General features: G+C 52.8%; 21 protein-coding genes. 11 read left to right on the plus strand and 10 right to left on the minus strand.

Annotated elements, in window-relative coordinates; translation table 11 throughout:
• The first annotated feature begins 101 nt into the window (after positions 1-101).
• Complete coding sequence (gene ydiJ / locus KOI40_RS07525; protein WP_216096869.1) at positions 102-3,152, plus strand: D-2-hydroxyglutarate dehydrogenase YdiJ; 3,051 nt, start codon at positions 102-104, stop codon at positions 3,150-3,152.
• Between the two features lie 91 nt (positions 3,153-3,243).
• Here the strand turns inward: ydiJ and KOI40_RS07530 are convergent, their stop codons facing one another.
• On the minus strand, positions 3,244-4,902 hold the full coding sequence (locus KOI40_RS07530) for an HAD family hydrolase (RefSeq protein WP_233710099.1): 1,659 nt from the start codon (positions 4,900-4,902) through the stop codon (positions 3,244-3,246).
• Between the two features lie 122 nt (positions 4,903-5,024).
• Positions 5,025-6,212: a Na+/H+ antiporter NhaA gene (nhaA, locus tag KOI40_RS07535; protein ID WP_216096870.1), complete on the minus strand. Its 1,188-nt coding sequence runs from the start codon at positions 6,210-6,212 to the stop codon at positions 5,025-5,027.
• Positions 6,213-6,775: 563 nt separating this feature from the next.
• On the opposite strand from nhaA, the gene KOI40_RS07540 reads away from it, so the two are divergent.
• Both KOI40_RS07540 and KOI40_RS07545 read left to right on the plus strand, forming a co-directional pair.
• Entirely contained in the window at positions 6,776-7,966 is a 1,191-nt protein-coding gene (locus KOI40_RS07540; RefSeq protein ID WP_216096871.1) for a multidrug effflux MFS transporter, read from the plus strand.
• Between the two features lie 99 nt (positions 7,967-8,065).
• Positions 8,066-9,580, plus strand: coding sequence for a DUF7133 domain-containing protein (locus KOI40_RS07545; protein WP_216096872.1), 1,515 nt, complete (start codon positions 8,066-8,068; stop codon positions 9,578-9,580).
• Between the two features lie 19 nt (positions 9,581-9,599).
• Here KOI40_RS07545 and KOI40_RS07550 read toward each other — a convergent pair whose 3' ends face one another.
• The 4 genes from KOI40_RS07550 to KOI40_RS07565 all read right to left on the minus strand — a co-directional run bounded on the left by KOI40_RS07550 (position 9,600) and on the right by KOI40_RS07565 (position 12,803).
• The gene (locus KOI40_RS07550) at positions 9,600-9,998 is read right to left on the minus strand and encodes a hypothetical protein (protein ID WP_216096873.1); all 399 of its coding nucleotides are present in this window, start codon (positions 9,996-9,998) and stop codon (positions 9,600-9,602) included.
• Positions 9,999-10,189: 191 nt separating this feature from the next.
• Positions 10,190-11,299 (minus strand): NADH:flavin oxidoreductase, encoded by a 1,110-nt coding sequence (locus KOI40_RS07555; protein WP_216096874.1) that lies wholly within the window; start codon positions 11,297-11,299, stop codon positions 10,190-10,192.
• A 119-nt stretch (positions 11,300-11,418) separates the two neighbouring features.
• Entirely contained in the window at positions 11,419-12,063 is a 645-nt protein-coding gene (locus KOI40_RS07560) for a TetR/AcrR family transcriptional regulator (protein ID WP_216096875.1), read from the minus strand.
• 50 nt (positions 12,064-12,113) lie between these two features.
• Entirely contained in the window at positions 12,114-12,803 is a 690-nt protein-coding gene (locus KOI40_RS07565) for a VIT1/CCC1 transporter family protein (RefSeq protein ID WP_216096876.1), read from the minus strand.
• Positions 12,804-12,936: 133 nt separating this feature from the next.
• Here KOI40_RS07565 and KOI40_RS07570 point away from each other — a divergent pair, with 133 nt between their 5' ends.
• Positions 12,937-13,788, plus strand: a complete 852-nt coding sequence (locus tag KOI40_RS07570; RefSeq protein WP_216096877.1) for a PA4780 family RIO1-like protein kinase — start codon at positions 12,937-12,939, stop codon at positions 13,786-13,788.
• A 28-nt stretch (positions 13,789-13,816) separates the two neighbouring features.
• On the opposite strand, the gene KOI40_RS07575 is transcribed toward KOI40_RS07570, so the two are convergent.
• From KOI40_RS07575 to KOI40_RS18390, 3 genes are all read right to left on the minus strand, one after another.
• Entirely contained in the window at positions 13,817-15,589 is a 1,773-nt protein-coding gene (locus KOI40_RS07575; protein ID WP_216096878.1) for a sugar phosphorylase, read from the minus strand.
• Positions 15,586-16,812, minus strand: a complete 1,227-nt coding sequence (locus KOI40_RS07580; RefSeq protein WP_216096879.1) for a glycosyltransferase family protein — start codon at positions 16,810-16,812, stop codon at positions 15,586-15,588. The genes KOI40_RS07575 and KOI40_RS07580 overlap by 4 nt, the downstream gene beginning before the upstream one ends.
• A 92-nt stretch (positions 16,813-16,904) precedes the next feature.
• A complete protein-coding gene (locus KOI40_RS18390) occupies positions 16,905-17,891 on the minus strand; it encodes an HAD-IIB family hydrolase (protein WP_369413159.1) in 987 nt (328 codons plus the stop codon).
• Between the two features lie 452 nt (positions 17,892-18,343).
• Between KOI40_RS18390 and KOI40_RS07590 the strand changes: the two genes are divergently transcribed.
• The 7 genes from KOI40_RS07590 to cobS all read left to right on the plus strand — a co-directional run bounded on the left by KOI40_RS07590 (position 18,344) and on the right by cobS (position 24,853).
• Positions 18,344-19,165, plus strand: coding sequence for a hypothetical protein (locus tag KOI40_RS07590; protein ID WP_216096880.1), 822 nt, complete (start codon positions 18,344-18,346; stop codon positions 19,163-19,165).
• 27 nt (positions 19,166-19,192) lie between these two features.
• Positions 19,193-19,783 (plus strand): uracil-DNA glycosylase family protein, encoded by a 591-nt coding sequence (locus KOI40_RS07595; protein WP_233710102.1) that lies wholly within the window; start codon positions 19,193-19,195, stop codon positions 19,781-19,783.
• Positions 19,784-19,886: 103 nt separating this feature from the next.
• Positions 19,887-21,611 carry an amidohydrolase gene (locus KOI40_RS07600; protein ID WP_216096882.1) on the plus strand — a complete coding sequence of 575 codons (1,725 nt, stop codon included), beginning with the start codon at positions 19,887-19,889 and terminating at the stop codon, positions 21,609-21,611.
• 96 nt (positions 21,612-21,707) lie between these two features.
• Complete coding sequence (gene cobU, locus KOI40_RS07605) at positions 21,708-22,262, plus strand: bifunctional adenosylcobinamide kinase/adenosylcobinamide-phosphate guanylyltransferase (RefSeq protein ID WP_216096883.1); 555 nt, start codon at positions 21,708-21,710, stop codon at positions 22,260-22,262.
• 73 nt (positions 22,263-22,335) lie between these two features.
• Positions 22,336-23,382 (plus strand): nicotinate-nucleotide--dimethylbenzimidazole phosphoribosyltransferase, encoded by a 1,047-nt coding sequence (cobT, locus tag KOI40_RS07610; RefSeq protein ID WP_216096884.1) that lies wholly within the window; start codon positions 22,336-22,338, stop codon positions 23,380-23,382.
• On the plus strand, positions 23,379-24,092 hold the full coding sequence (locus KOI40_RS07615) for a histidine phosphatase family protein (RefSeq protein ID WP_216096885.1): 714 nt from the start codon (positions 23,379-23,381) through the stop codon (positions 24,090-24,092). Before cobT ends, KOI40_RS07615 begins: the two co-directional genes overlap by 4 nt.
• Positions 24,089-24,853 carry an adenosylcobinamide-GDP ribazoletransferase gene (gene cobS, locus KOI40_RS07620; RefSeq protein ID WP_216096886.1) on the plus strand — a complete coding sequence of 255 codons (765 nt, stop codon included), beginning with the start codon at positions 24,089-24,091 and terminating at the stop codon, positions 24,851-24,853. Before KOI40_RS07615 ends, cobS begins: the two co-directional genes overlap by 4 nt.
• A 35-nt stretch (positions 24,854-24,888) precedes the next feature.
• Here the strand turns inward: cobS and KOI40_RS07625 are convergent, their stop codons facing one another.
• Positions 24,889-25,635, minus strand: a complete 747-nt coding sequence (locus KOI40_RS07625; protein ID WP_216096887.1) for a competence/damage-inducible protein A — start codon at positions 25,633-25,635, stop codon at positions 24,889-24,891.
• Between the last annotated feature and the right edge of the window lie 21 nt (positions 25,636-25,656).

The raw sequence follows: 25,656 nt of genomic DNA on the forward strand, positions 1-25,656 counted from the left end.
GACAGACCCCATACGATCGCCCAACCATCACCCAGCCCCATAGCACCCTTGGCCCTGAACCGGTAAAATGGCCGCCCGGAAATTTAAATGATGTTGTCTTTATGATCCCCAGTATTCGCGAAACGTCACCGGTTCAGGCCCAGTACCTGGCCTTTATCGAAGCTCTGAAAGCCTGTGGCTTTGAAGGTGAACTCAATCCCGATTACGCCAACCGCACCGTGCTGGCGACGGATAACTCCATCTATCAGGTCCTGCCGCAGGGGGTCATCTACCCCAAAAACGCCACTGATCTGGTGAGAGTGGCCGAGCTGAGCAACCTGAAGCAGTTTCGCGACATTGTCCTGAGCCCCCGAGGCGGCGGCACAGGCACCAATGGCCAATCGTTGACCGATGGCCTGATCATTGATATTTCCAAGCACATGAACCGTATCCTGGAAATCAACGCCAAAGAACGTTGGGTCAAGGTCCAGGCAGGTGTGGTCAAAGATCAGTTGAATGCGGCTCTCAAGCCCTACGGCCTGTTCTTTGCCCCGGAGCTGTCCACCAGTAATCGTGCCACCATCGGCGGTATGATCAATACCGATGCCTCGGGACAGGGCTCCTGCCTGTACGGTAAAACCCGCGACCACGTATTGTCGCTGACCACGGTATTTATGGACGGCAGCGAGTGCACCTCGCACCCGCTGGAAGAGCAGGATTTCGACGCCATCAGCCAGCGCCAGGATCGGGTCGGCGAGCTGCACCGTGTCGTCAACAACATCCATAAAGAACACCACGCAGCCATTGAAGCCAGGTTTCCCAAGCTGAATCGCTGTCTGACCGGCTACGATCTGGCACATATCCGCACCGAGGACGGCAAGTTCGATCTCAACAGCGTACTCTGCGGTAGCGAAGGCACTCTGGGCTTTATTACCGAAGCCAAGCTGAATCTGCTGCCCATCCCCAAATGTTCAGCACTGATTAACGTCAAATACGAAAACTTTAACGCCGCCCTGCGCGACGCCACCGAGTTGATGAAAGCCGGCCCCACTTCCATTGAGACTGTCGACTCCAAGGTTCTCAATCTGGCGATGGGGGATATTGTCTGGAACACTGTGGAAGAATTCTTCCCGCCCACGGCCGGCAAAACCATTCAGGGCATCAATCTGGTGGAATACACCGCCGACGATGAAGAGACGCTCAAAAACAACATCAAGGTACTGACAGACCAGCTGGATGCCCGGGCCGATGACGCATCCTCGCCCAGCATTGGTTACTCCGTCGCCTGGGGCGCCGACTCCGTTGCCAAAATCTGGGGCATGCGGAAAAAGTCCGTCGGTTTGCTGGGCAACGCCAAAGGCGAAGCCCGCCCCATTCCCTTTGTTGAAGACACCGCCGTCCCACCGGAGAATCTGGCCGACTTCATTATGGAGTTCCGGGAGGTTCTGGACAGCCATGATCTGGCCTACGGCATGTTTGGTCACGTAGACGCCGGAGTGCTGCACGTTCGCCCCGCCATCGACATGAAAGACCCCGAGCAGGAAAAAATGGTTCGGGTCATCTCTGACAAGGTGGCTGCACTGACTCAGAAATACAACGGTCTGTTGTGGGGTGAGCACGGCAAGGGTGTGCGTTCAGAATACGCTCCGGCATTCTTCGGCGACCTCTACCCGCAGCTGCAACGCATTAAAGCGACTTGTGACCCCCGCAACCAGCTCAACCCGGGGAAAATCGCCACCCCGCATGAGCACATCCAGCTGGCCACGATTGATGGCGTGGTCACCCGCGGCCAGGAAGACCGCAAGATTCCCGTACAAGTGTGGGAAGGCTACAGTGAAGGCATGCACTGTAACGGTAACGGCGCCTGTTTTAACTGGGATCCCAAGGATGCCATGTGTCCCTCCTGGAAAGGAACCCGCGAGCGTATTCACTCACCCAAGGGTCGCGCTTCACTGGTCCGCGAATGGCTAAAACAACTGAGCGAGCGAGGCATCGATCCTCTGCAGGAGAGTGCTCAGGCCAAGCGGCAACCGTTTTGGGGCACACTTTACACACGCACCAAAAACACCTTGGCCAAGCGCCGGGGTGAATACGATTTTTCCAACGAAGTCATGGAGTCCATGGCAGGCTGTCTGGCCTGTAAATCCTGCGTTGGACAATGCCCGATCAAGGTGGATGTTCCGTCTTTCCGCAGCAAGTTTATGGAGCTGTACTACAGTCGCTATCTGCGCCCGCTAAAAGATTATTTTATCGGCGGACTGGAATACATGATTCCCACGCTGGCGCGTGTGCCCTGGCTGTATAACGGCCTGATGAAACCTGCCATCCTGCAAAAGGCGATGGCTCGGGTAGCCGGCATGGTGGACAGCCCGCTTCTGACAGGAATCAATCTGGATACTCAACTGCAACAACTGGGTCTGCGTTACGCGGTGGCAGAAAACATTCGCGAATTGAGCGACGAGGACAAACAACGCTCGGTGATTGTGGTGCAGGATGCCTTTACCAGCTACTTTGAAACCCAAGTGGTGGTTGATGCACTCAAATTGCTGAAGTCTCTGGGCTTTAACCCACTGCTGGCTCCGTTCAAAGCCAACGGCAAACCGCTGCATGTTCACGGTTTTCTGAAAGCGTTTGAAAATACGGCGAATAACACCGCTGAGTTTTTGAACACCCTCAGTAATACCGGTATTCCCCTGATTGGTATCGAGCCCTCCATGACACTGGCTTACCGCAGTGAATATCAGAAAGTCATGGGCGATAACGCCCCGAAAGTGCAATTGCTGCAAGAGTGGCTGGCCACTCAAACGGACCGCCTGGCGGAACAGAAAGCCAACTTTATGACCGGCGATTTCAAACTGCTGGCTCACTGCACGGAAAAAACCAATGCCGCGGCCTCAATGAAAGACTGGGGAGCCGTCTTCTCCGCCCTGGGCCAGCAGCTCAGCATGGTCGATGTGGGCTGTTGTGGCATGGCGGGAACCTACGGACACGAAGCGCAAAACGTGCAAACGTCCAAGCGCATTTACGAGCTGTCGTGGTCGCAAGCAGTCAATGCCGAAGAAAATCAGGGCAAGCTGATGGCCACCGGTTACTCCTGTCGCAGCCAGGCAAAGCGCATGGATGACCTGCAACTGCCTCACCCGTTCCAGGTATTACTGTCGCAGATGCACTAAGGGGGCTAAAGCTCCCGCACCCGCCCTTGGAAACAGCGGATTTGAGGTGCTCAACCTCAAATCCGCATTCCCCAGAAAGCTCTCAGGCAAACTACATTTGCCGGTTTCGGCAGGCCAGCACCAGCGCCCAAAACTCTGAAAAATCGTTCACGACCACATCCGGCTTGTAAGGGTATCGTTTCGTCCCTGGGAAAATTTTATTCAGCCAGGGTTGATCCCACTGAGCACCGTTGAAAAACACACTGGTAACGCCAGCACTCTTGGCAGCAATGGTATCCGTGGTGCTGTCGCCCACATACCACACATCTTCGCCCAGCGATTTGCCATAGCCCTCAACCGCTTTTTCCAGCTGATCGATATGAGGCTTGCGCTTTTGCGTATCGTCGCCACAGACAGACACGTCAAAAAACTCCGACCAGTTTTCACCATTGACATTGGCCAGCTCGGCGACAAAAAATTCACGATCCCGATTGGTAATCACACCCACCGGCATGCCAATATCCCGCAGCCCCTGCAACACATAACGCACCCTGGGTTCAAACGGTAAAGCGGTGCCGAAGTACTTGCGATAGTGTCGGGTGAAATGTCCGTGAGCGATGCGTTTTGCCTCATCGTCCTCGCCGAACAGGACTTCAAAGATATCGGTACGGGAAATTTTTCGATCCGCTTTGATTTTTGGGTGCAACTGTTTGTACTGGCGAACATGAGCCACCAGTTTCATGTCTTCCGGTGATTTGGCTTTGGCGTCCGTCACCAGGCGCTGCATTAAATCAAGTTCATCGAATTCGGCCAACATGTCATCGACGGCGTGATACATGGCGTCCAGAGTGTCCACCAGGGTAGCGTGCCAATCAAACAGAATCAGTGACGGCGGGGTCAGCTGGGCAACGGAAGGGTGCCAGTCGGGCTCCACATGCACAGGCGGGGGCTCTCTCGGTGGCTGCCGCTCGGGTCTTTGCTCAAGCGCTTGCTGGTTTTCGAGTAAATCCAGCAGATCATCAAAATCGTCAACGATGGCATTTGGCTCGTAGTGCATTTCGTGATCCACAAATGAACCTGTAAACCACTCCCGCTCCCACAGGGCGCCGTTATAAAACACCGAGACGACTCCCGCCCGCCTTGCCGTCAACATATCACTCTGGCTATCACCGACATACCATACAGAGTCCGGTTGAGACACGCCCACCTTGGCCATCGCTTCCAACAACATATCCGGTGCCGGTTTGTAACGACGGGACTGGTCGCCACACACCACCACATCAAAGATATCCTTCCAACGGCCGCCATCCACGAGTGCCAGTTCGGCTTCAAGAAATTCCCTGCTGCGGTTGGTTGCCACGCCGAGACGAATTCCATTTGCCTTCAAGCAGCAGAGATAACCGTATATACCCGCCTGAAACGGTTTAACTTCACCAAAGAAATTACGGTAATGCGCGTTGTAAGCACGATGCGCCTTCAGTTTGGCCATATCATCACCGCCAAACAGCACATCGAAAATATCGGTGCGGGATATGCGCCTTTCGGCCAGAACTTTCGGGGGGAGGTGGCGAAAAACCCGCACATAACGCAGCAGTTTTTCATCATCTGCGTTGCGGGTTTCCATCTCTCTGGACATGGACGGGACCAGATCCAGATCTTCCAATTGATCCAGCAGGACTTCGACCGCCTGATACATGGCATCCAGCGTATTCACCAGAGTGCCATGCCAATCGAACAACATGAGCTGCGGAAAAGGAAGCTTGGTCATCATAACGGCACGCCTGCTAACGGGACTTAATCCAAAAGATGTCTTTTCAGGCACGGGGTCTTGCGTAGCAAGATCCCGTCCTTCAGAAATACTCTCTTAAGACTAGCAGGCGGTAAAGAGTCAGGTTACTGAGAAGCCTGGGACTCGGCCGAATCCTTCTTCGGCAAGATCATAAATAACACCAGATAACCCACAAGACCGGACACAGCTGAACCAACCAGAATACCCAGACGCTCGTCAAACACCCTGCTGGAGTCAAACGCCAGCGAGCCAATAAACAGGCTCATGGTAAAACCCACACCACACAACAGAGACACACCAAACAGCGCCTTGTAGTTCAACCCCTCAGGCATTTTGACCAGACCAATTTTAGTGCTGAGCCAACACAGGCCAAAAATGCCGATCGGCTTGCCGAGAAACAGCCCCAGAGCGATACCCACCGGAGCCGAGTGCAGAATATTTTCCATCCCCATCCCGAGCACGTGAACCCCGGCATTGGCAAAGGCGAAAATCGGCAGGATCCCGAAAGCCACAGCGCTGTGAAGATCGTGCTCAAGTTCTTTCAGCGGTGAATAACTCTCGCCGGGCTTCGGTTTGATGGGAATAAACAGAGCCATCACTACCCCCGCCAGAGTAGCGTGCACACCCGATTTAAGCACCGCAATCCACATCACCACCCCGACGAACAGATAAGGCGTAATATTGGTGACATGGGCCCGGTTGAGGAAAAACAGAAACACGGTACACACCAGCCCGATCATCAAGGCCGTTGTAGACAGGTCGTCAGTGTAGAACATGGCAATAATGACAATTGCACCCACGTCATCAAAAATAGCCAGAGACACCAGAAACACTTTAAGCGCCACCGGCACCCGGGTTCCAAGCAGCGCAAGTATACCGAGAGAAAACGCAATATCGGTCGCAGCGGGAATTGCCCAACCGTTAATGGCCACCGGATCGTGCTGATTAAAGAACACATAGATCAAGGCGGGAGCGGCCATCCCCCCCACAGCACCGATCGCCGGAAGGGCAATGGCGCTGGGATTTGACAGCTCACCTTCGATCAATTCGCGCTTAAGCTCCAGCCCGATCAGAAAGAAAAAGACCGCCATCAGGCCGTCATTAATCCAGAGAAGCAACGGCTTATCGATCTCCAGAGCCCCGACACGGACTTCTACCGGGACATCAATCAATGCATCATAATAAATATGCAGAGGCGTATTGGCAAATATCATCGCCAATACAGCGGCAGCCATCAGCAGAACACCACTGGCTGATTCCATCTTCATGAACTTTTTTACTTCTTCAATCATATTTGTGTAAGTACTCACATTCCGACGTTACAGTGATGCCAAGAGCTTTACATAGGCTTAAGCCAGGTCAAAGCAGATTTATATGTAAATTTGTCATAAACATATTACCGATTTCTGAATAATATAAATACGCACTTCTTTTCAGGCAATTTCCAATACTTCCAGACAATTCCCACTCACTCCCTGACAACCTTCCCTTCAAGGACAATGCCCAGTGCTTGTGAGATATATCCTACAAAATTTTCAGCCATATGTGACTGGATTGCTTATCACTATAGGGCCATACTGTTTATCACAAGGAAGTACGACAGGGACGAACACTGCAGGCCATGAAAGGCCAACGGATGCACCCAATTTCGTAGGATCGATAGATACAGAGATAACAATGTCAGGGACATGGCCAGGGATGCGCCATAATGGTCAGGGAATAGTGGTTTAATTGATTATCTCGTGAGGGATCACACAGCGGGTCATACCAGAGGGTATGGCCCGTTTTTGTTATGCCTATACACTCCAGCGCAAATCCGTCATGCTAGCGCACTTTTCTGAGCAGGCTTTACCGCATGGAACACGCTTCGCACCGGGTTTTTGCGATTCGACTGGCCGCCCTGGTCGCCCTCACCCCCTTTGCCATTGATACTTATCTGCCCGCAATTCCAGCACTTGCCAGCGAACTCGATGCACCGATTCCTGCCGTCAATATGGGCATTAGCGCTTTCTTGCTGGGCTTCGCGCTGGGCCAACTTACCGGCGGGCCACTATCCGACAGAATCGGACGCCGCCCCATAGCCCTGTCCGGACTCACCCTTTTTATCCTCAGCAGCATTGTGATCACCTTCGCCAGCTCGGTGGACACTTTTTTAATCGCACGCTTTGTTCAGGCACTGGGAGGAGGAGCTGCGTCTGTGGTTGTCGGAGCACTGGTACGGGACCGCTACAAAGGACAGCAGAGCGCCCAGACCTTTGCCACCATTGGCATGATCATGATGATTGCACCATTAATCGCCCCCGCTGTCGGCTCAGTGATTCTGGCCATATCCAAGTGGCAGTACATCTTTGTCTTTCTGGCCGCCTATGCTGCATTGATGCTGGGTATGGTCCTGAAGAATATTCCTGCGGCATTGCCTAATACTGAAAAAGTCCGGAATTCACTGCTGAAACACTATATCCACTCCTACTCTCAGGTATTCCGACAAAGCCGATCACTGCCGTTTCTGTTCAGCCAGGCGTTTGTCAGCGGCATATTGCTGGCCTTTGTCACCAATGCGTCGTTTATGTTCCTGACGTACTTTAATGTCGGACAAGCCAAATTCCCCTTCTTTTTTGCCGCCATCCCACTGGCCTCAGCGTTAGCTGGCCGCATCAACATCAGCTTGCTGAATACCATTGATCGTCGGGTGGTTTTACGGTGGTCCGCTGTTGCACAGCTTCTGATCACGGTGACATTTTGTATTTACTCCGCAACCACGACACCCACGGTCTGGCCAACACTTGGCCTGATCTGTGCCACTATCGCTACCGTAGGCTTTGCTTATCCCAACAATCTGTCTCTCTACCTCGATTACCACGGTAGTACTGGCGGCACCGCCAATGCTATATTCGGTTGTGCAACCTTTGCGGCCGGTGCGTTGCTTGGGGGCATCAGCAATGCCTTTTTTGATGGCACCCTGCTGCCTATCGCCATCACCATTGCGGCAAGCAGTCTGTTCAGTTTGCTGCTTGTCTACCCCGCAACACAAACAAAAACTTCGTAAGCCCTGGGCACCGAAGTGTCATAGCACAGCCACGCTGCGGGATACGGTTTCAATTAACTACGTCAAATAACTACGTCAAATAACTGGGGAATATCTCTTATGGGTGTCTGGATAAAACGGGGCATAGCGGCTTTTCTGATCCTCTGGGCTCTACTGGTGTTAGCAGTCGTGGCTTTTATATCTTTTGGTCCAGTATCAAGCCCCGCCGCCGTGTTTAATGCTCTGTTCGGTTTTGGCACAGCGTCACCCGATCAGGCCACCATGGAACAGCGCCTATCCGTACCCGACGGTTTCAGTATCGGGCAGTACGCCAGCGGATTGAAAAAAGTGCGCATGATGGAGTTTTCCCGCACTGGTGACCTGGTCGTCAGCCAGCCCCGTGAAGGAAAAGTCCTGCTGCTCCAGCGCGACAGCAATGAAGATGGTCGCCACGATGGCAGTAAAGTCTTGCTCGATAAATTGACCCGCCCACACGGGCTCGAATTCCACGAAGACTGGCTGTACATTGCCGAGTCCAATGCCGTAGGTCGCGTCCTTTTTGACCACAAAACCGGCGAACTGGCCGGCAGCTACGAACGCATTGTGACCGGGCTGACAGACAATGGTAATCACTGGAGCAAGTCCATTCGTATCCGCGATGGATACCTTTATGTCAGCATGGGTTCAACCTGTAACGTCTGTATCGAAAAGGACGAGCGCCGCGCAACCATTATGCGCTTTGATGTGGATGGACAGAACGGTGAGATCTTCGCCAGCGGCCTGCGAAACAGTGTCGGGATGGACTTTGCCCCCTGGGATGGCAGCCTCTACGCCACTGACAATGGCCGCGACCTGCTCGGCGACGACTACCCCGTTTGCGAACTGAACAAGATTGAGCGCAACACGTTTTATGGCTGGCCATTTATTAATGGCTTCGGTGATCTCGATCCGGATCTTGGTGAAGGAAGAGAAAGCCTGCTGGATTATGCTGTCCCACCCGCGTTTGGCTTCCGTCCTCACAACGCCCCATTGGGAATCCGCTTTATCCGTCAGGCCAAGATGCCGGCTGGCTATGACAACAGCGCCCTGGTTGCCCTGCACGGCTCATGGAACCGCAGTACACCCGATGGTTACAAGGTAGTCTCTTTACACTGGACCCCGGATGGCAAGATTCACAGCCAGGACTTTATGACCGGATTTGAAAGTGACGGCAGCATTATCGGTCGACCTGTAGACATCGCCGAGGGACCAGACCAATGTCTGTACATCTCTGACGACTACTCAGGAACCATTTACCGCGTTTGCTATGGCAAGGAACAAAACACTCTGGACGATAGCAGCCAGACACCGCTGGAAGACCCCCAATGGGATGCGCTTTCTGCTGCAGAGATTGAGGAGTCTCACAAACAGGGCGAGGCCATTTATGCCCTGAATGCCTGCGCCAGTTGTCACTTGCTTAACGGAGAAGGCAATCCGTCGGGCAAGAAACTGCAGCAGCTGCATCGCCGCTACACACTCGATACCCTGACAGCGTATTTCCTGAGCCCTAACCCACCCATGCCACAATATGACCTGAGTGAAACCCAGCGGCATGACCTGGCGGTTTACCTTTTAAGTCAGGACTCTGACAATTAAGAATGACCCAGAACCCAGGTCAGGCGACCTGGGTTGGCAGTGAATAGTTGATTGGCCGGGACTGATCTTTCAAAGTGACATTCCTGGCTATTTCCGCACAGGCATCGTAATACATTTTACCGGCCATTCCGCGGATACGCGCTTTCTGGCTGTCAAACCAATCACTTTCAAACACCACTTCCACTTCATTAAAGTGATTGTAGAAATCACAGGTCTTATCGTCTTCGATTTGAAACCAGTAAAGACTACAGCCATCAATATCGAAAGCCAAACCCTGATTGTGTAACTCTTCCGTGATATTTTTGAGTGCTGGATCGCGTTTTTCCAACGCCGAATTCACCACACTTGCACCATTGTATTGAAACCCGGTCTCTCCGTGATAATAGGATTTCAGGCGCACAGCAATATGCTTTTTCATAACTCGGAACTTTCAACAACGCTTATTAGAAGGAGTAATCCGGGCCGGGAAGCCCGTTGGAACGGCGCGCATGGTAACAAGTCCGAGTGATTGGGTACAACACTAATACCACATCTCTCTTTAGACCCAATGCAAAAACGCCAGCGCTGCAAAGCTGCGCTGGCGTTTTTAAGGACGATGGACAGGCTCAATCAATCCAGAGAGGTCAAAGCTGCCTGCTCATAAGCCTTAAGTTCTTCCAGTCGACCTTCTTTTACCATGTTAGCCCAGCTTGGGTTGGCAATTAATGCACGCCCAACAGCCACCAGATCAAACTCGTCATTGTCCATACGCTGCAACAGGTTATCGAGACTGGCAGGCTCTGCCGCCTGGAAAGACGCCTCACCGGGCTTGGGCAAAAACTCATTGCTAAGACCGACGCTGCCTACTGTAATACAGGGTTTACCAGTCAGTTTGCGTGTCCAGCCGGCCAGATTCAGATCACTGCCGTCAAACTCCGGCTCCCAGAAGCGACGGGTAGAACAATGGAAAATATCGACACCGGCATCGCTCAAAGGCTTAAGAAACGCATCCAGTTCTTCGGGAGTTTCAACCAGTCGCGCCGTGTAATCCTGCTGCTTCCACTGGGACCAGCGCAGAATAATCGGAAAATCAGGACCGACGGCTTCGCGAATGGCCTGGACAATTTCAATGGCAAAACGCGAACGCTGAGCCAGATCACCACCGTACTCATCAGTGCGCTGATTGGTGCCTTCCCAGAAAAACTGATCGATCAGGTAACCGTGAGCAGCATGAATCTCGACGGCATCAAAGCCGACCGCTTTGGCATCCTTGGCCGCCTGAGCAAATGCTGCAACCACCTCATCAATGTCTTCTTTTGTCATTTCATGACCGGTTACCTTACCCGGAACCGCCATACCGGAAGGACCATACCCCGGCAGATCACCACCAGGCTCAACACCCGGCTTGCGAATCGCGCCTACATGCCATAACTGCGGGGCAATTTTTCCCCCTTCGGCGTGAACAGCATCCACCACTTTTTTCCAGCCCGCCAACGCCTCTTCGCCAGCTATCAACGGAACATCAGGATAACCGGAAGCGGCCTTGTGCCCGATACAGGTTCCCTCGGTAATAATCAGTCCGACACCGCCCGCAGCGCGACGGCGATAGTATTCAACCACCTTGTCATTCGGCACATTATTTGGGGAAAACGAGCGCGTCATAGGCGCCATGGCAATCCGGTTAGGCAATTCCATGGAACCCAGGGAAAATGGCTTAAAAAGGCTGTTGGCTGTAGTCATCAGAAAACTCCGTGATCTCAGTGTGAAGTTGAACATTACACCGTCCTACCTACCAGTAGGATGGTTAACAATTTAAAAGTAACCCGCAAGAAAAGAAGCCCTGCTCCTCTTCGAAACGATTACTGTCTTGCAGATTGATCAATGCCAGAAGTGGCCGCAGGGTCAGTTGACTGGCCCAACTCAGAAACTTGCCCTAACAACAAGGCTTTCATTTGCGCCATAGCCGCATCATAGACGCTGCTGCCATGAACACGTGAATACTGCAAAGCGCCTTTGCAGGTCAGCACGAACAGGATTGCCTGACTGCGGGCCTCACCGGAAAAACTGAACTCACCATTGACTCGTCCCTCTTCCAGCAACTCGGCAATAAAATCCAGCTCGTGATCATCCATCCGCTTAAGCGCGGGGCGCATGGCCTCAGGAAGTGAAGCGATATCCGCCTGCAGACTGCTCAGAGGGCAAATCTTTTTATCGCCACAGGCGTACTTCAACGTGCCCTTGACGTACATATCGAGCTTTTCCATGGCCGAGCCGGTAAAGTTGCGGGCTCGGGAAAATTCCCGTTCATGCCACTGCTGAATCACCTCGCACAGCGCTACCCCCAAATCCGCTTTTTTCGGAAAGTGGTGATGGATACTGGCCTTGGTGATACCCAGCTCACGAGACAAATCCTGATAGCTGAAGCTTTCAAACCCGTGGGTCTGTAACAGTTCCAGCGCAAGATCAAGAATCTGCTCTTTGCGGTTTTTCAGTCGTCTTTGCATGGAAACGGATACTAACCTACTGGTAGGTTAGTTAGCAAGAGCCTCTGGAATCAAACCGCCACCCCGAACAGATGACCCGCTGCGGCAGTGACCACCATGGCAAATACCCCCCAGAAGGTCACTCGCGTCACCCCCTTGACCACCGGTGCGCCTCCCACTCTGGCCGCCAGCCCACCCAGCACCCCCAGGAAAACCAGAGAAGCAATGGCTACCGACAGAATCTGATGCTCTCCCGGTATAGCCCAAGCAATCAACAGCGGCAAGGCCGCACCCACCACAAAGGTAAACGCTGAAGACACCGCCGCCTGCACAGGCTGGGCCGAGACGACGTCTGAAATACCGATTTCATCACGGGCATGAGCGCCCAGAGCATCCCGAGCCATCAGCTGTTTCGCCACCTCTGTCGCCAGTGCCGGCTCAACCCCGCGATCCACGTAGATATCGGCCAGCTCTTCCTGCTCAGCGTGAAAGTCAGTATCCAGAGACTTTTTCTCCAGTTTCAGATCGGCGCTCTCGATATCCGCCTGTGAACTGACGGATACATATTCTCCGGCGGCTATGGACATGGCGCCAGCCACCAGACTGGCCACCCCCGCCAGCAAAATGTTTTCCTGAGATGTGTTGGCGGAAGCCACCCCGATGATTAAACTGGCAGTAGATACTATGCCATCGTTGGCGCCGAGTACGGCTGCACGCAACCAGCCTGCGCGATGCGATCGATGATGTTCCTCATGAGTCATGGCGTTTCCAACAGCCCCGGCAAAAAACAGAAGTAGAATAAGACAATATGCCCAACCTATTGAAACATCAACAGAAATCCTGTTTCCTGCTGTGCGGCCATTCAACCCTAAGGCCGCGCAGGAAAACGACAGCATGAAAACACCAAAACGAATCCTTCCACTCATAGAAGACGGGCTAGTCGACGAAGTCCTCAGCCAACTGATGAGCGGCAAGGAAGCGACGGTTTACACTGTCCGCAGTGGCAGCGAGATACGCTGCGCCAAAGTCTATAAAGAAGCCGCCAAACGCAGTTTTAAAAAGGCCGTGCAGTATCAGGAAGGCCGCAAGGTGCGCAACAGCCGCCGCGCCAGAGCCATGGAAAAAGGCTCTAAATTCGGCCGCAAGCAACAGGAAGAAGTGTGGCAAAATGCCGAGGTGGACGCGCTCTACAAAGTCGATGCCGCCGGAGTGCGGGTTCCCAAACCCTATGGCTGTTTTGACGGGGTGCTGCTGATGGAACTGATCACCAATGACGAGGGAGAAGTCGCCCCTCGCCTCAATGATGTCACCATGTCCGCCGAACAAGCCCGGGAAGATCACGCGGTAATGATGCAATACGTCATGCGCATGTTGTGCGCAGGGATCGTGCACGGGGATCTGTCGGAGTTTAACGTGCTGGTGGATGACTACGGTCCCGTAATTATTGATCTGCCTCAGGCGGTCAACGCCGCCGCCAATAACAACGCCGAAGCCATGCTGGAACGCGATGTTGACAACATCACCCAATACTACGGGCAGTTTGCACCCGATTTGCTGGAAACCCGCTACGCGGAAGAAATCTGGTCACTCTACGAAGACGGTGAGCTGCATCCCGATCTTCAGCTCAGCGGCCACTTCGAGGACCCCGAAGGCTCTGCCGATGTGGATTCGGTCCTGGAAGAGATTAAAGCCGCCTTCGCCGAAGAGCAGGAGCGCCTCGAACGTATTCGCGACGCTGAGGAATAGGCATCCCTGCCTTTGGGGATTAGTATTTTTAACCGGCTCGGTTGGTGATCCAAAGGGTCTGATAGGGCTCCATCATGAGTACCGCATCCCCCTCGGGCAATTGCTCCCCACTGATCAGGTCCATCCAGGAGTCGGTGACGATCAGATTGATATCGGACAACTGTAACGGCTGTGGTTGATCACTGACATTGGAAATGCAAAAGATACTCTGAGTCCGATCCCGTGATTGACGCCAGAAACCGAAAATCGCCTCACCCAGATGCAGGGTAAACTGTGTCGCATTAGGGTGGAATGCGGTCTGCTTCTGGCGTATTTTTAACAGCTTTTTCAGCGCCTTAAAGACTCTGGCGTGGGAGCTGTCTTCTGTATTCAACTCTGCCTCGATTTTATCCCAGTGCCACTGGTGACGATTGATCGAACGACTGTGACCACTGTTTTCCATCCGCTCATAGTCGTTATGGGTGCCCAGCATACTGTGCACGTAGATTCCGGGAATACCTTCCAGCGCCAACATGATGGCGTGGGCACAAATAAAACGCTGGAATCCTAAGTCATCGGCACCCTTCACTGTTCCCTGCAGCGCATCGTACAGGGCAATATTGATTTCGTAAGGACGGACCTCACCACTGTCCAGCGCCCGCCAGGAAACCCGACCACCAAACTCCTGCATGGTTTTAATCAGGCTGTCGGTTTCTTCATCGCTGAGCAACCCCTCAACAGGTCGCAAACCGATACCGTCGTGAGAGGCGATAAAATTAAAATAAGTCGTGCCGTTTTGCGCCGGCGGCATGCTCATCATCCACATTTTCAGATAATGACAATTTCCGGTAACCAGTGTGTTGACCAATAGGGGCGGCAGTGAAAAGTTGTAGACACAATGAGCTTCATTGGCGTTGCCGAAATACGACAGATTCTCTCGATTGGGAATATTGGTTTCAGTGATAATTACCGCTTCGCTCTCTGCGTTTTCAATCAGCAAGCGCAACAGCCTCACCACCAAATGGGTCTCTTCAAGATTGATGCAGGTAGTACCAATTTTTTTCCACAAAAACGCCACCGCATCCAGACGGAAGATTCTCACTCCCATATCCAGATACTGCCGAATGATCGAAACAAACTGCTTCAGCACCTCGGGATTGGCAAAATTAAAATCCACCTGATCATGACTGAAAGTACACCACACATACTGGGTGCCTCTTTCCGTCTCGACCTCTTTCAGTAAATCACTGGTACGGGGACGCACGACTTCGCGCAAATCGTCGCTGGGCGAAGCCGTATAGAAATAGTCATGACCGGGGCCTTCGCCCTTGATGAAATTCTGAAACCAAAGACTGCGACTCGAACAGTGGTTGATGACCAGATCGCCCATCAGACGATACTTTTGTGAAATATCGTAGATGTGACTCCAGTTGCCGAGGCCTTCGTTTACACTGGAAAAGTCGATAACCGCAAATCCGTCATCCGAACTGAACGGGAAAAAAGGCAGGATATGAACACTGTTGATAATGCCTTCACAGTGTTCGTCCAGGAAGTGTTTCAAAACCTGAAGGGGTTTTTCTTTCACCCCCTCTGTCGGTATAAAGCTGTCACCATAGGTAATCAGAATAACGTCTTCCTGACTCCACGGATTGTAATGTGGTGGCGGCGCCGTGTCTTCTTCGGCATCCAGCCTCATGAGCTTCAACAATTCATGGGCCAGCTGTTCAAACGATACCGTCAACGGTGTTTCGTGATAGATGCATTCCAGCAGGTGAGTCAACCGTGCAGGCAACGAATTATCGATAGTGACCGTTTCTATCATAACGAACCAAACTCCTTGTTATCTTCTTCAACGGCCTGATGCAAGCGCTCCAGCACATCCGGCATTGCACTGATCACCCGGTTCCAGCTGGGAATAAACGGGGTTTCCATCGGACGCTCCAGAAATGCCTCACCGGCTTTCATAATATTTTGGGCAAAAAGCTCCACGGCTTTCTCTTCCTGGTGAATATCCAGGGTTAAACCGTTCATGACGGCGTCGTTATGGTAGGTTTCAATAAAATCCAGAGCGATACGGAAGTAAGTCGCTTTAATGGAGCGGAACGTTTCCGTATTAAATGTCTTGCCCTGTGTCGCCAGTTTGCGAAACAGCGCCTTGGCAATATCGATGGACATTTTCGACAGCCCGCCCATTTCGTTATCGTAGGACAGGTCCTGATGCTTGTGATCGTAGACATCGGCAATATCCACCTGACACAGACGGTTATTGGCATAGTTGCGGTGCATTTCGGAAAGCACACCGATTTCCAATCCCCAATCACTGGGGATTCGAATATCATTGAGCACATCCTTGCGGAAAGAAAACTCACCGGCCAGAGAATAGCGGTAGCTGTCCATATACTGCAGATATTCCAACTCGCCAAAGATTTTCTTCAGCGCCCTGAGCAACGGCGTGACCAACAGACGACAGACACGACCGTTAATCTTTCCATCCGCTACCCGCGCATAAAAACCCTTACAGAACTCATAGTTAAACCGAGGGTTAGCCACCGGATAAATCAAGCGGGCCAGCAGCTCCCGGTTATAGGTGACGATATCGCAGTCGTGCAGAGCCACCGACTCTGATCGACCAGAGGCCAGCGTATAGCCCATGCAGTACCAGACGTTACGACCTTTGCCCAACTCTTTAGGAGCCAGGCCCAACTGTTGCAGTTCAGCATCCAGTGCCTGTAATCGAGGACCGTCATTCCACAAAATACGATGGTGCTGAGGCAACTCACCAAAAAACTTTAACGCATATTCATACTGCGCCTGATCAGCGCGATCAAGCCCAATCACAATTTCAGACAGGTAATCAGCACCATTCAATTCTTTAACAATATTTGGCAGCGCCTCACCTTCCAATTCAGAAAATAAAGAAGGCAGGATCAACGACATAGGTCTGGTCCGGCAGAACCCTCGCAATTCATCCTCCAGCTCTTTTAAAGGACGATGAGATAGATTATGTAGAGTGGTCACAATGCCGTTCTGATAAAAGTCAGCCACGATGCTTTCCCTTTAGTTAATATTGTATGGGGTTCGTCAATTTTTTGATCAACGATTCAATTCAAAAAAACTCTATCCGATTAACATCCGGATTACCTGGCCTGTCTGGAGAGTGAGTCACCCGCCATTACTTGCTGTTCAAGTTTCAGGTCCGACAACCAGTGTCTGACACCTTCAGCCCATCCGGCCGGGCCCTCTTTCTCTGAGATCAGTACGCCTTTTTGCCGCTTAAGCTTCGGCGGTTCGTGTACCGGTGAACGAATCACTACCGCCAGATCAGAAGCCTCCAGCATCGCCACATCATTCTGGCTGTCTCCCAGTGCCAGGGATTTCACCTGACACGCTCTGTGCTGCTGAAATAAGGATTCGAATTGATCCTGAATTTGCTGCAGGAATCTCGGGTGATGGTGCTGCGCTTTGATCTGTTTTTGCTGCGAGTGAAGAATCTGCTCACCTTGCTCACGATATTCATTGACCAGCCAGGCCATTGCCCTTCCTTTATCGGCATCGCCGGCCACATGAACAAAACGACCTCCGCTGAGAATGCAGGCACCACGCTCCTGAAACCATTGAGTGAAGGCGATCAGCTCCTCGTCGGTTCCCAACCACTGCAGCGGTTCACCAAATTCGCGGGCCTTCGCCTGAGCGGCTTGCCCCAGAGGAAGCCCGGTAAGCTCTGCGACTCTCGCCTCTGACATGGCCGCAAAGTGATCAAACTTGCCGATAAAGTGGGTTTTGGCTTCTTCCAAGAGAGTCAGCCAGTGCTCGCGCTTTTCACAGAAAGCTTTGCGCCAATAGCCACCGGCATCTTCTGTGCCCTGAGGCTGGATGGGAAACTGGACTTTAGGCAAATAAACCGCTGCGCCATTTTCAACGATAAAAGGGGAATGATTACGCAAGGTTTTGCGCAAGGCCTGCACTTCGGCACGGGTTTTACTGGTGCACAGGACAACGGGGATATCCGCTTTAGCCAACTGCTCAAGCAGTGGCCGAGCAGGTTCGAAACTGTAATCGTGATGATCCAGCAAAGACCCATCCAGATCGGAAACAATGATCAATTGAATCGGTTTATTGATCACGATACACATATACTCCTCTGTTTAGAGCACCGCGAGCATTTGAAACGCTGCAGACTCTGACTCCTTGCGACCAATCTCTGGCCTTGTGAATTGGTAACAGCAAATTACGTGCCCCATTTGCACCATAGCAGTGAACCGCAGACCTTGCTAAAACCACCCCCTGCGAAACGCCTCAAAACAGTGCATCCTGACGCACCACCGCACTTCAAGGTCGCACCATTTCGGAACAGTCGCCTGATTCATCAATGCAGTTCAAAATCACAACCGCTGTGATCAAGCCATATTCCCTGCGACTGAAATTGCGCACATTTTTCAAATTCATGTCCCTGAATTACTTTTTATCTCGCTGACATGCATTAAACTGGTGCCTGCTCCAGACATTAAGCGGACTCATTTGAACTTTATTGCTCCGGACTTGGGTTTTCGAACTTCTGCTTATGGACTCAATCCTTATGAACACAGCCTTTATGAATACAGCCACGGCTTTGCTGGCGCCATCGACGGAACTGCTTCTCGCTATCTCGCTGTTAATTCTAGTCAGCCTTGTTATCCAACGTGTGGCCACAGCCGCCCACTTGCACCTGCCACAGTCATTTTCTCGAAAGTCAGGGAGTCGCACCTTTTCAGCCGCGGCCTCTGGCACACCAATCGCTATTTTGATTGTCACTATCGGGTTTTACAGCTTGATGATAGGCGGCAGCTCCATGACGCAAGCCAACGAAACTCAAGGGTACAGCGGCGATCCTTTCGCCCCGGTGGCTGACAGCTCTGGTGGCGCCGCGCAGAAACAAACCGCCATCCCTGACCCTGCCGCCAATCAGGCACCTCCAATTACGGCCGACGAATTGATTGTTCAAACATCATTTATGTTAATGACCAATCCGCAGGAAACCATGCAGAGCCTGAAGCGGCTGGGACAGAATGAGGACATCAAAAGCCTGCTGAACAACCCTGCCAACCAGCGAGTTCTTAACCGCGGCAATCCGGCTGAAATTGCCCAACTGTCGGAATACCAGCAATTGCAGAAAAATCCCGACATACAAAAATTACTCAGGAATTACGAAACCGACGACCCTCGTCTGGCGGTCCTGCTGGCCACCTTTTGGCAACGCAGCCAGAACCTGCAGAGCAGTCCGGAATTTCAGGCCGTGATGCTTGATCCGGAGATCCAGAGTCAATTACAGGCAGGCAACCCACTGCCATTGCTGGCCCACCCAAAGGGGGTGGAGTTAATCCGGTCCCTGCTGAACCCAACCCCTGGTACTGCGCCCTGATGGGCGCCAGCCCGGATGATCGATCCCATGGCTTCCTCACCCACTATAGACATCCTGTTGCGTGAGGTTCGACAGTGTCGCCACTGCGAACCGGATTTGCCTCTGGGAGCCAATCCCGTCATCCAGATTCATCCGGATGCCAAGCTGTTGATCGTTGGTCAGGCTCCCGGAACCCGGGTTCACGCATCAGGCATTCCCTGGAATGATCCATCCGGTGACCGCTTGCGACAATGGCTGGATCTCGATAAAGAGCGCTTTTACGATCCTCACAAGGTAGCAATAATGCCCATGGGGTTTTGCTATCCCGGGAAAGGCAAGTCCGGTGATTTGCCGCCTCGAAAAGAGTGCGCGCCTCGCTGGCACAATCCGTTACTGGAGCAGCTGCCAAACATTCAACTGACGCTGCTGATCGGGCAATACGCCCAGAAACACTATCTGTCTGATCCATACAAGACACTGACGGAACGGGTTGAGCACTGGCGTGATCTGATCCCCCAACAATTACCCCTGCCCCACCCCTCACCGCGCAACCGTCGCTGGTTTCAACAGCATCCCTGGTTTGATGACGAGGTGGTGCCCTGGCTGCAACAACGAGTCGCGCAACTCTTGTTACCGTAATGGTCTGACCAGAACTCGATGCGAAAACACCAGCTTTTAAGCATCGCAGACAAGTACCGGCTAATACGTATAATGTCGGGATTACTTCTGTCCGGAAACGCCCATGCCCACTTCTGTTCGCTTACCCCACCTGATTGCATTGCATATTCTGTTATCCACTGTCCTTTTAAGCGGTTGCAGTCGCGACAACAGTGCGACGATTTACACTGCCAAAACTATCATCACCATGAATCAGGAGCAGCCCCGTGCAGAAGCCATTGCCGTAGTGGATGGAAAAATCGCCGCTGTCGGCGACCTCTCCAGCGTACAAGCCGCAGTCGCCGACAAACACCCACGGGTGGACACCACGTTTGATGGCAAAACTGTTTTGCCCGGCTTTATTGAGCCCCACTTGCACCCTTACCTTGCAGGCATTCTCCTGCCGATGGAATTCATCACCCCGCACGACTGGAAGCTGCCCGGCAAACACACCAGGGGAGTACAAAGCCGCGAGGGTTATATTGAGCGGCTGACCGCCGCTGAACAAAAACTGGATAGAGGTGACTGGCTCTGGACATGGGGTTACCACCAGTATTTTCACGGACAGCTGACACGTCAGGATCTTGATAAAATTTCCAGTAATCGACCGATTGCCATCTGGCACCGATCTTTTCACGAAATCATCCTCAACAGTGCTGCTATCAACGAGCTGGCACTGAAAGATCCACAACACTCGCAGGTGAACTTCGCGACAGGCCACTTTTATGAGAACGGCCTGTTTATTGAGCTGGCACCACACATCATGCCGTTACTCACAGGCCCTTTTCGCTATCTGGGCGCCATGAGTCAGGCCAGAGATATTATTCACGCTGGCGGCATTACCACCGTCTCGGACGGAGCCTTTGGCAGTATCGATTTTGATAAAGAGTGGTTGACCATTCGTGCCTCCAACTGGAACCGCGACGCCAGTCCGTTTCGGTTTATGATGCTGGCTGACGGCAAAGGACTTGGCGCCAGCATGGGCCATGAGCAAGCAAAGACCTTTATCAAAACGCTGCCGGAAAAGAGCACTGACAAAGCCGTCTTTTTACCCAAACAAGTCAAGCTGTTTGCGGATGGTGCCGCCTACTCGCAACTCATGCAGATGAGCGAAGGCTATCTCGACGGTCATCACGGCGAGTGGTTAATGCCACCGGAACAACTCGAAGCGGCCATGCGCCTGTACTGGAATGACGGTTTCCAGATCCATATTCATGTCAATGGCGATCTCGGACTGGAAGTCACACTGAACATCGTTGAGAAACTGCAACAGGCATTTCCCCGTCTCGACCACCGCACCACCATTCATCATCTGGCTTACGCCCGCCCAGAACAGGCACAACGTATGGCCAATCTGGGTGTGCGGGTTTCCGCCAACCCCTACTATCTTTGGGCTCTGGCAGACAAGTACGCTGAAGTGGGCCTTGGTCCCGAGCGGGCCAACCACATGGTACCGCTCAAATCTGTGGTAGATGCAGGCGTCCCAATTTCATTCCATTCGGATTTCACCATGGCGCCCGCTCAGCCCTTGTTGCTGGCCTGGGCAGCCGCTACACGCCTGACTGCATCAGGACGCATTGCAGGACCCGATGAGCGAATCAGTCTGGATAACGCACTCAGAGCCATCACCATTAATGCCGCCAGCCAACTGCAAATGGAGAAGACCATCGGATCGCTGGAAATTGGTAAAAAAGCTGACTTCACCGTACTTGAACAAGACCCTTACGACATTGCCATTGAAGAGCTGAAAGACATCCCCATCTGGGGGACCGTGCTGGAGGGCAGAAAACAGCCCATTGAACAGGAATAACCCGTACCTGTACTCTGAAAATATCAGCACGATGCTTTACAATAGAACGCGATCAGCAGGTACAAGACCTCTTTCCACCACACGATTCTTGCTCTTATGAAACAACTTGTTTTTGGCGGCGCCCGATCCGGAAAAAGCCGGTTAGCGGAACATCTGACAGGACTGTACGGCAACACCATCGCCTACATTGCAACTGCAGACAATCAATACCACGATGCGGAGATGACAGCCCGAGTGGCCCATCATCGTCAGCAGCGTCCTTCAGCATGGCACACACTGGAAGAGCCTGTTCACTTGGGCACCCGCCTTCGGCAGTGCGCATCCGATTATGACGCGATCATGGTGGATTGCCTGACGCTGTGGCTGACCAACTGCCTGATGGCCGAAGAGAAAACTGCCGGCTTCTGGGAGCAGCAAAAGCATGACTTCCTGCTGGCACTGGAAGAAATACCCACGCCGATCATACTGGTCAGCAATGAAGTAGGCATGGGGATCGTCCCTCTCGGTGAACTTAACCGCCGCTTTGTGGATGAAGCCGGTTTTCTCAACCAGGCTTCGGCACGAGTGTGCGAACGGGTGATTTTTACCGCCGCCGGCTGCCCGCTGGTCGTTAAGGGAAGTGCACTGAATACCTGCGAACAACTGCCTTGATTTTTGCGTTCCAGAGCATTCTTGAACGCTCATACTATTAAACGCTTACTCGACAAACACACTGGAGCCTCACATGAGTTGGTATCACGAGCCCGCAGCCACACCCAGCGAAACGCATCGACGGAACGCCGAACAACGTCAGGCGCAACTCACCAAACCAGCGGGTTCAATGGGGCAACTGGAAACTCTGGCGGTCACACTGGCGAGTCTGCAGGCCAGTGACCAACCCTGCTGCGATAATGTCAGCATTACTATTTTCGCCGCCGATCACGGTGTGGCCGCCGAAGGTGTTTCCGCGTTCCCTCAAGCGGTCACCGGTCAAATGGTGCACAACTTTTCCAGCGGCGGTGCAGCCATTTCAGTGCTGGCCAAATCTCTGGGTGCGCAATTGGGTGTTATCAACGTCGGCACCGTGGATGAACTGCCGGAGCTGGAAGGTGTGTCGGATCAGCGTATTGCCGCCGGCACCGCCAATTTTACCCAAAAAGCCGCCATGTCATCCGATCAATTGCAACGGGCGCTGAGTATCGGTCAGAAGACATTACTGAATGCCCAGCAGAACGGCGCGCAACTATGGATTGGTGGTGAGATGGGTATCGCCAATACTACATCCGCTACAGCACTGGCTTGCGCCTATCTGAAAAAACACGCCGCTGAAATTGTCGGACCGGGTACCGGTCTGGACAACGCCGGACAAATTCACAAGTCCTCAGTGATTCATCGCGCACTGGATGTCTTTAATGCAACGTCCCAACAACCGTTGAAAAACCTGCAATATCTGGGCGGTTTTGAAATTGCCGCACTAACCGGCGCTTACATAGCCGCCGGACAAATTGGCCTCCCGGTACTGGTTGATGGTTTTATTTGCAGTGTGGCGGCACTCTACGCCATGGCCATCAATCCGACCATTAAACCCTGGTTGCTGGTATCTCATCAGTCGGCGGAACCCGGTCATCGCAGTGTGCTCGACAGCTTTGATCAGCAACCATTACTTGATCTCGGTTTGCGTTTGGGAGAAGGCAGCGGCGCCGCTGCGGCTGTACCGCTGTTACGGCTGGCTTGTGACCTTCACAACCAGATGGCCACCTTTGACAGTGCCGGCGTCGACAGCAAATCATGAGCACAGACAAACAACAATCCGTCACCACCCTGGATTTTCTCCGCCACGGAGAGTGTCAGGACAAGATGGAAGATGGCCACAAAAATTTCGACAGTCAGGCGATTTTTCGTGGCCGAACCGATTCCCCACTGAATGAATGTGGCTGGCACCAAATGAATCAGGCGGTTCAACACTGGCACGCGCCTCTCACCGAAGTTAACCACAACTGGGACAAAATCATCAGCTCGCCGTTAAAGCGATGCCGGATTTTTTCTGAACAATTGGCAGAGTTTCTTAAGCTGCCGTCTGAAATCAATGATGCGCTGCGGGAAATTGATTTCGGCGATTGGGACGGTCGATTGATCGAGAGTATCGAACGGGATTTTCCTGATGAACTGGCCCGTTTCTGGAGTAATCCAGCTGAACAAACACCGCCCAATGGCGAGCCATTACACGACTTTAACCAGAGAGTCGTGTCGGCTTTTGAATCCCTGATCCAATCAGAAACCAATCAACACTGTTTAATAATCTGTCACGGCGGAGTGATTCGCAGCATTCTTGGTCACTGCCTGAAAATTCCCCTGGACAGCCTGTCACGACTGTCCGTACCCCATGCCTGCATGACCCAGATTCAGATTTACCACAAGCCCGGCTATGACGACTGGATACAACTGACCCGCCATCAACCACTGCCCACAGACATCAATCAACCCTGCAGCATAAGCTTATGAGCTCTCTGACCTCTTCCCGAACCGGCCGCGCACTCATCACTGCGTTTTTATTTTTGACCCGTTTGCCCATGCCGAAACTGGACTGCTACGAGCCGGCCGATTCTGGTCGCGCGTTTCCGCTGTTCCCTCTGGTGGGGCTGGTCATTGGTGCTCTGCTGACGCTGACCGCAATGGTACTGGCGCCTGTTCTGCCGGCAGGAGTGATCGCCGCCATTGTCGTCATTCTCTGGGTCTTAGTTACCGGAGGCCTGCATCTCGATGGACTCGGTGACAGTGCCGACGGCTGGCTCGCCGGCGGCGACAAAGAGCGCACACTGGAGATCATGAAAGACCCTCGCAGCGGCAGTGCGGCGGTGGTTATCATCGGCTGCCTGCTGCTGCTGAAATACTCTGCGTTAAGCGAATTGATTGAACAGCAACACTGGTGGGCTCTGTGTCTGGCGCCGGTATTGTCGAGAGCAATGAGTCTGCTGCTGTTACTCACGACCCCCTATGTCAGTCACAAAGGCATCGCTGAGGATTTTCTCAAACACGCCTCTCGGCAGCGTATGCGGCTCAGCGTGGGGTTATCCTGGATTCTGGCAGCGGCAATACTGCCCTTGCCCCAGACACTGATTCTGATGGCGCTGGTCGCGATCCTGTTTGCCGGTTTGAGAGCGCTGATGATTAAACGACTGGATGGCGCCACCGGTGATACCAGCGGCGCACTGATTGAAGTGATGGAAGCCGCGGTGTTAATTGCCTGTCTTGTAAACGTCTGACGCAAACAGCTCACGGTGCCTTAATGATTTGCAGTTCAGTCATTCCTCTCCCACCGGATTTCCAGCTCCTGCAGTCCCTGTTTCATCGCTGTGTAAGCATTTTTGGCCACCAGTTGCGGTCCCTTAACACCCAGCTCGATTCGAGGCTGATCCCCCATGATTGGCAGACTGAAAACCTTCAATTCAGGGTGATCCGCGAGCAGCTTTTCCATCAGCGGGATAATCGCACTCTCATTGGCACCCTGCAGCATCACTGAGTATTCACGGTAGTTGTGATCGGCAATATCGGGATATTGAGTATCCAGCACCCATTCCAGCATGGGCCAGGCCATTTGCGGGAAACCGGGCACAAAATGATGATGCTGAATACTGAACCCGGGAATACGGTTAACAGGGTTTGGGATAATCGTTGACCCGCGAGGGAACTCCACCAGCCGATAGCGTGTATCGGTCAATTCACGTCCGGTGCTGCGGGCGAACTCTTCCAGCAGGGCCACACCTTCCGGGTGTCGTTCAGTGACGGTGCCCAGCGCCCTGGCAACGGCTTCGCGGGTCAAGTCGTCGGGTGTCGCCCCGATGCCGCCGGTACTGAGCACCAGATGCCCCTTGGAAAAACTTTGCTGGTAACACTCAATCAATTCATCCATGTCGTCACCGAGGACTCTGGCCCAGCTCAGACACAGATCGCGCTGATTCAGTATTTCCACAATTTTTGACAGGTGCTGATCTTTGCGACGCCCCGAGAGAATTTCATCTCCGACAATAACCAATCCGATTTGCATAGCCTGCCCTCACATTGAAAG

The sequence above is a fragment of the Pseudomaricurvus albidus genome (assembly GCF_018863235.1).
GTDB lineage: Bacteria > Pseudomonadota > Gammaproteobacteria > Pseudomonadales > Cellvibrionaceae > Pseudomaricurvus > Pseudomaricurvus albidus.

Bases quoted from the DNA above. Each gene is read 5' to 3' on its own strand.
- ydiJ (WP_216096869.1), top strand. From the start codon at position 102: ATGATCCCCAGTATTCGCGAAACGTCACCGGTTCAGGCCCAGTACCTG.
- KOI40_RS07530 (WP_233710099.1), bottom strand. From the start codon at position 4,902: ATGATGACCAAGCTTCCTTTTCCGCAGCTCATGTTGTTCGATTGGCAT.
- nhaA (WP_216096870.1), bottom strand. From the start codon at position 6,212: ATGATTGAAGAAGTAAAAAAGTTCATGAAGATGGAATCAGCCAGTGGT.
- KOI40_RS07540 (WP_216096871.1), top strand. From the start codon at position 6,776: ATGGAACACGCTTCGCACCGGGTTTTTGCGATTCGACTGGCCGCCCTG.
- KOI40_RS07545 (WP_216096872.1), top strand. From the start codon at position 8,066: ATGGGTGTCTGGATAAAACGGGGCATAGCGGCTTTTCTGATCCTCTGG.
- KOI40_RS07550 (WP_216096873.1), bottom strand. From the start codon at position 9,998: ATGAAAAAGCATATTGCTGTGCGCCTGAAATCCTATTATCACGGAGAG.
- KOI40_RS07555 (WP_216096874.1), bottom strand. From the start codon at position 11,299: ATGACTACAGCCAACAGCCTTTTTAAGCCATTTTCCCTGGGTTCCATG.
- KOI40_RS07560 (WP_216096875.1), bottom strand. From the start codon at position 12,063: ATGCAAAGACGACTGAAAAACCGCAAAGAGCAGATTCTTGATCTTGCG.
- KOI40_RS07565 (WP_216096876.1), bottom strand. From the start codon at position 12,803: ATGACTCATGAGGAACATCATCGATCGCATCGCGCAGGCTGGTTGCGT.
- KOI40_RS07570 (WP_216096877.1), top strand. From the start codon at position 12,937: ATGAAAACACCAAAACGAATCCTTCCACTCATAGAAGACGGGCTAGTC.
- KOI40_RS07575 (WP_216096878.1), bottom strand. From the start codon at position 15,589: ATGATAGAAACGGTCACTATCGATAATTCGTTGCCTGCACGGTTGACT.
- KOI40_RS07590 (WP_216096880.1), top strand. From the start codon at position 18,344: ATGAACACAGCCTTTATGAATACAGCCACGGCTTTGCTGGCGCCATCG.
- KOI40_RS07595 (WP_233710102.1), top strand. From the start codon at position 19,193: ATGGCTTCCTCACCCACTATAGACATCCTGTTGCGTGAGGTTCGACAG.
- KOI40_RS07600 (WP_216096882.1), top strand. From the start codon at position 19,887: ATGCCCACTTCTGTTCGCTTACCCCACCTGATTGCATTGCATATTCTG.
- cobU (WP_216096883.1), top strand. From the start codon at position 21,708: ATGAAACAACTTGTTTTTGGCGGCGCCCGATCCGGAAAAAGCCGGTTA.
- cobT (WP_216096884.1), top strand. From the start codon at position 22,336: ATGAGTTGGTATCACGAGCCCGCAGCCACACCCAGCGAAACGCATCGA.
- KOI40_RS07615 (WP_216096885.1), top strand. From the start codon at position 23,379: ATGAGCACAGACAAACAACAATCCGTCACCACCCTGGATTTTCTCCGC.
- cobS (WP_216096886.1), top strand. From the start codon at position 24,089: ATGAGCTCTCTGACCTCTTCCCGAACCGGCCGCGCACTCATCACTGCG.
- KOI40_RS07625 (WP_216096887.1), bottom strand. From the start codon at position 25,635: ATGCAAATCGGATTGGTTATTGTCGGAGATGAAATTCTCTCGGGGCGT.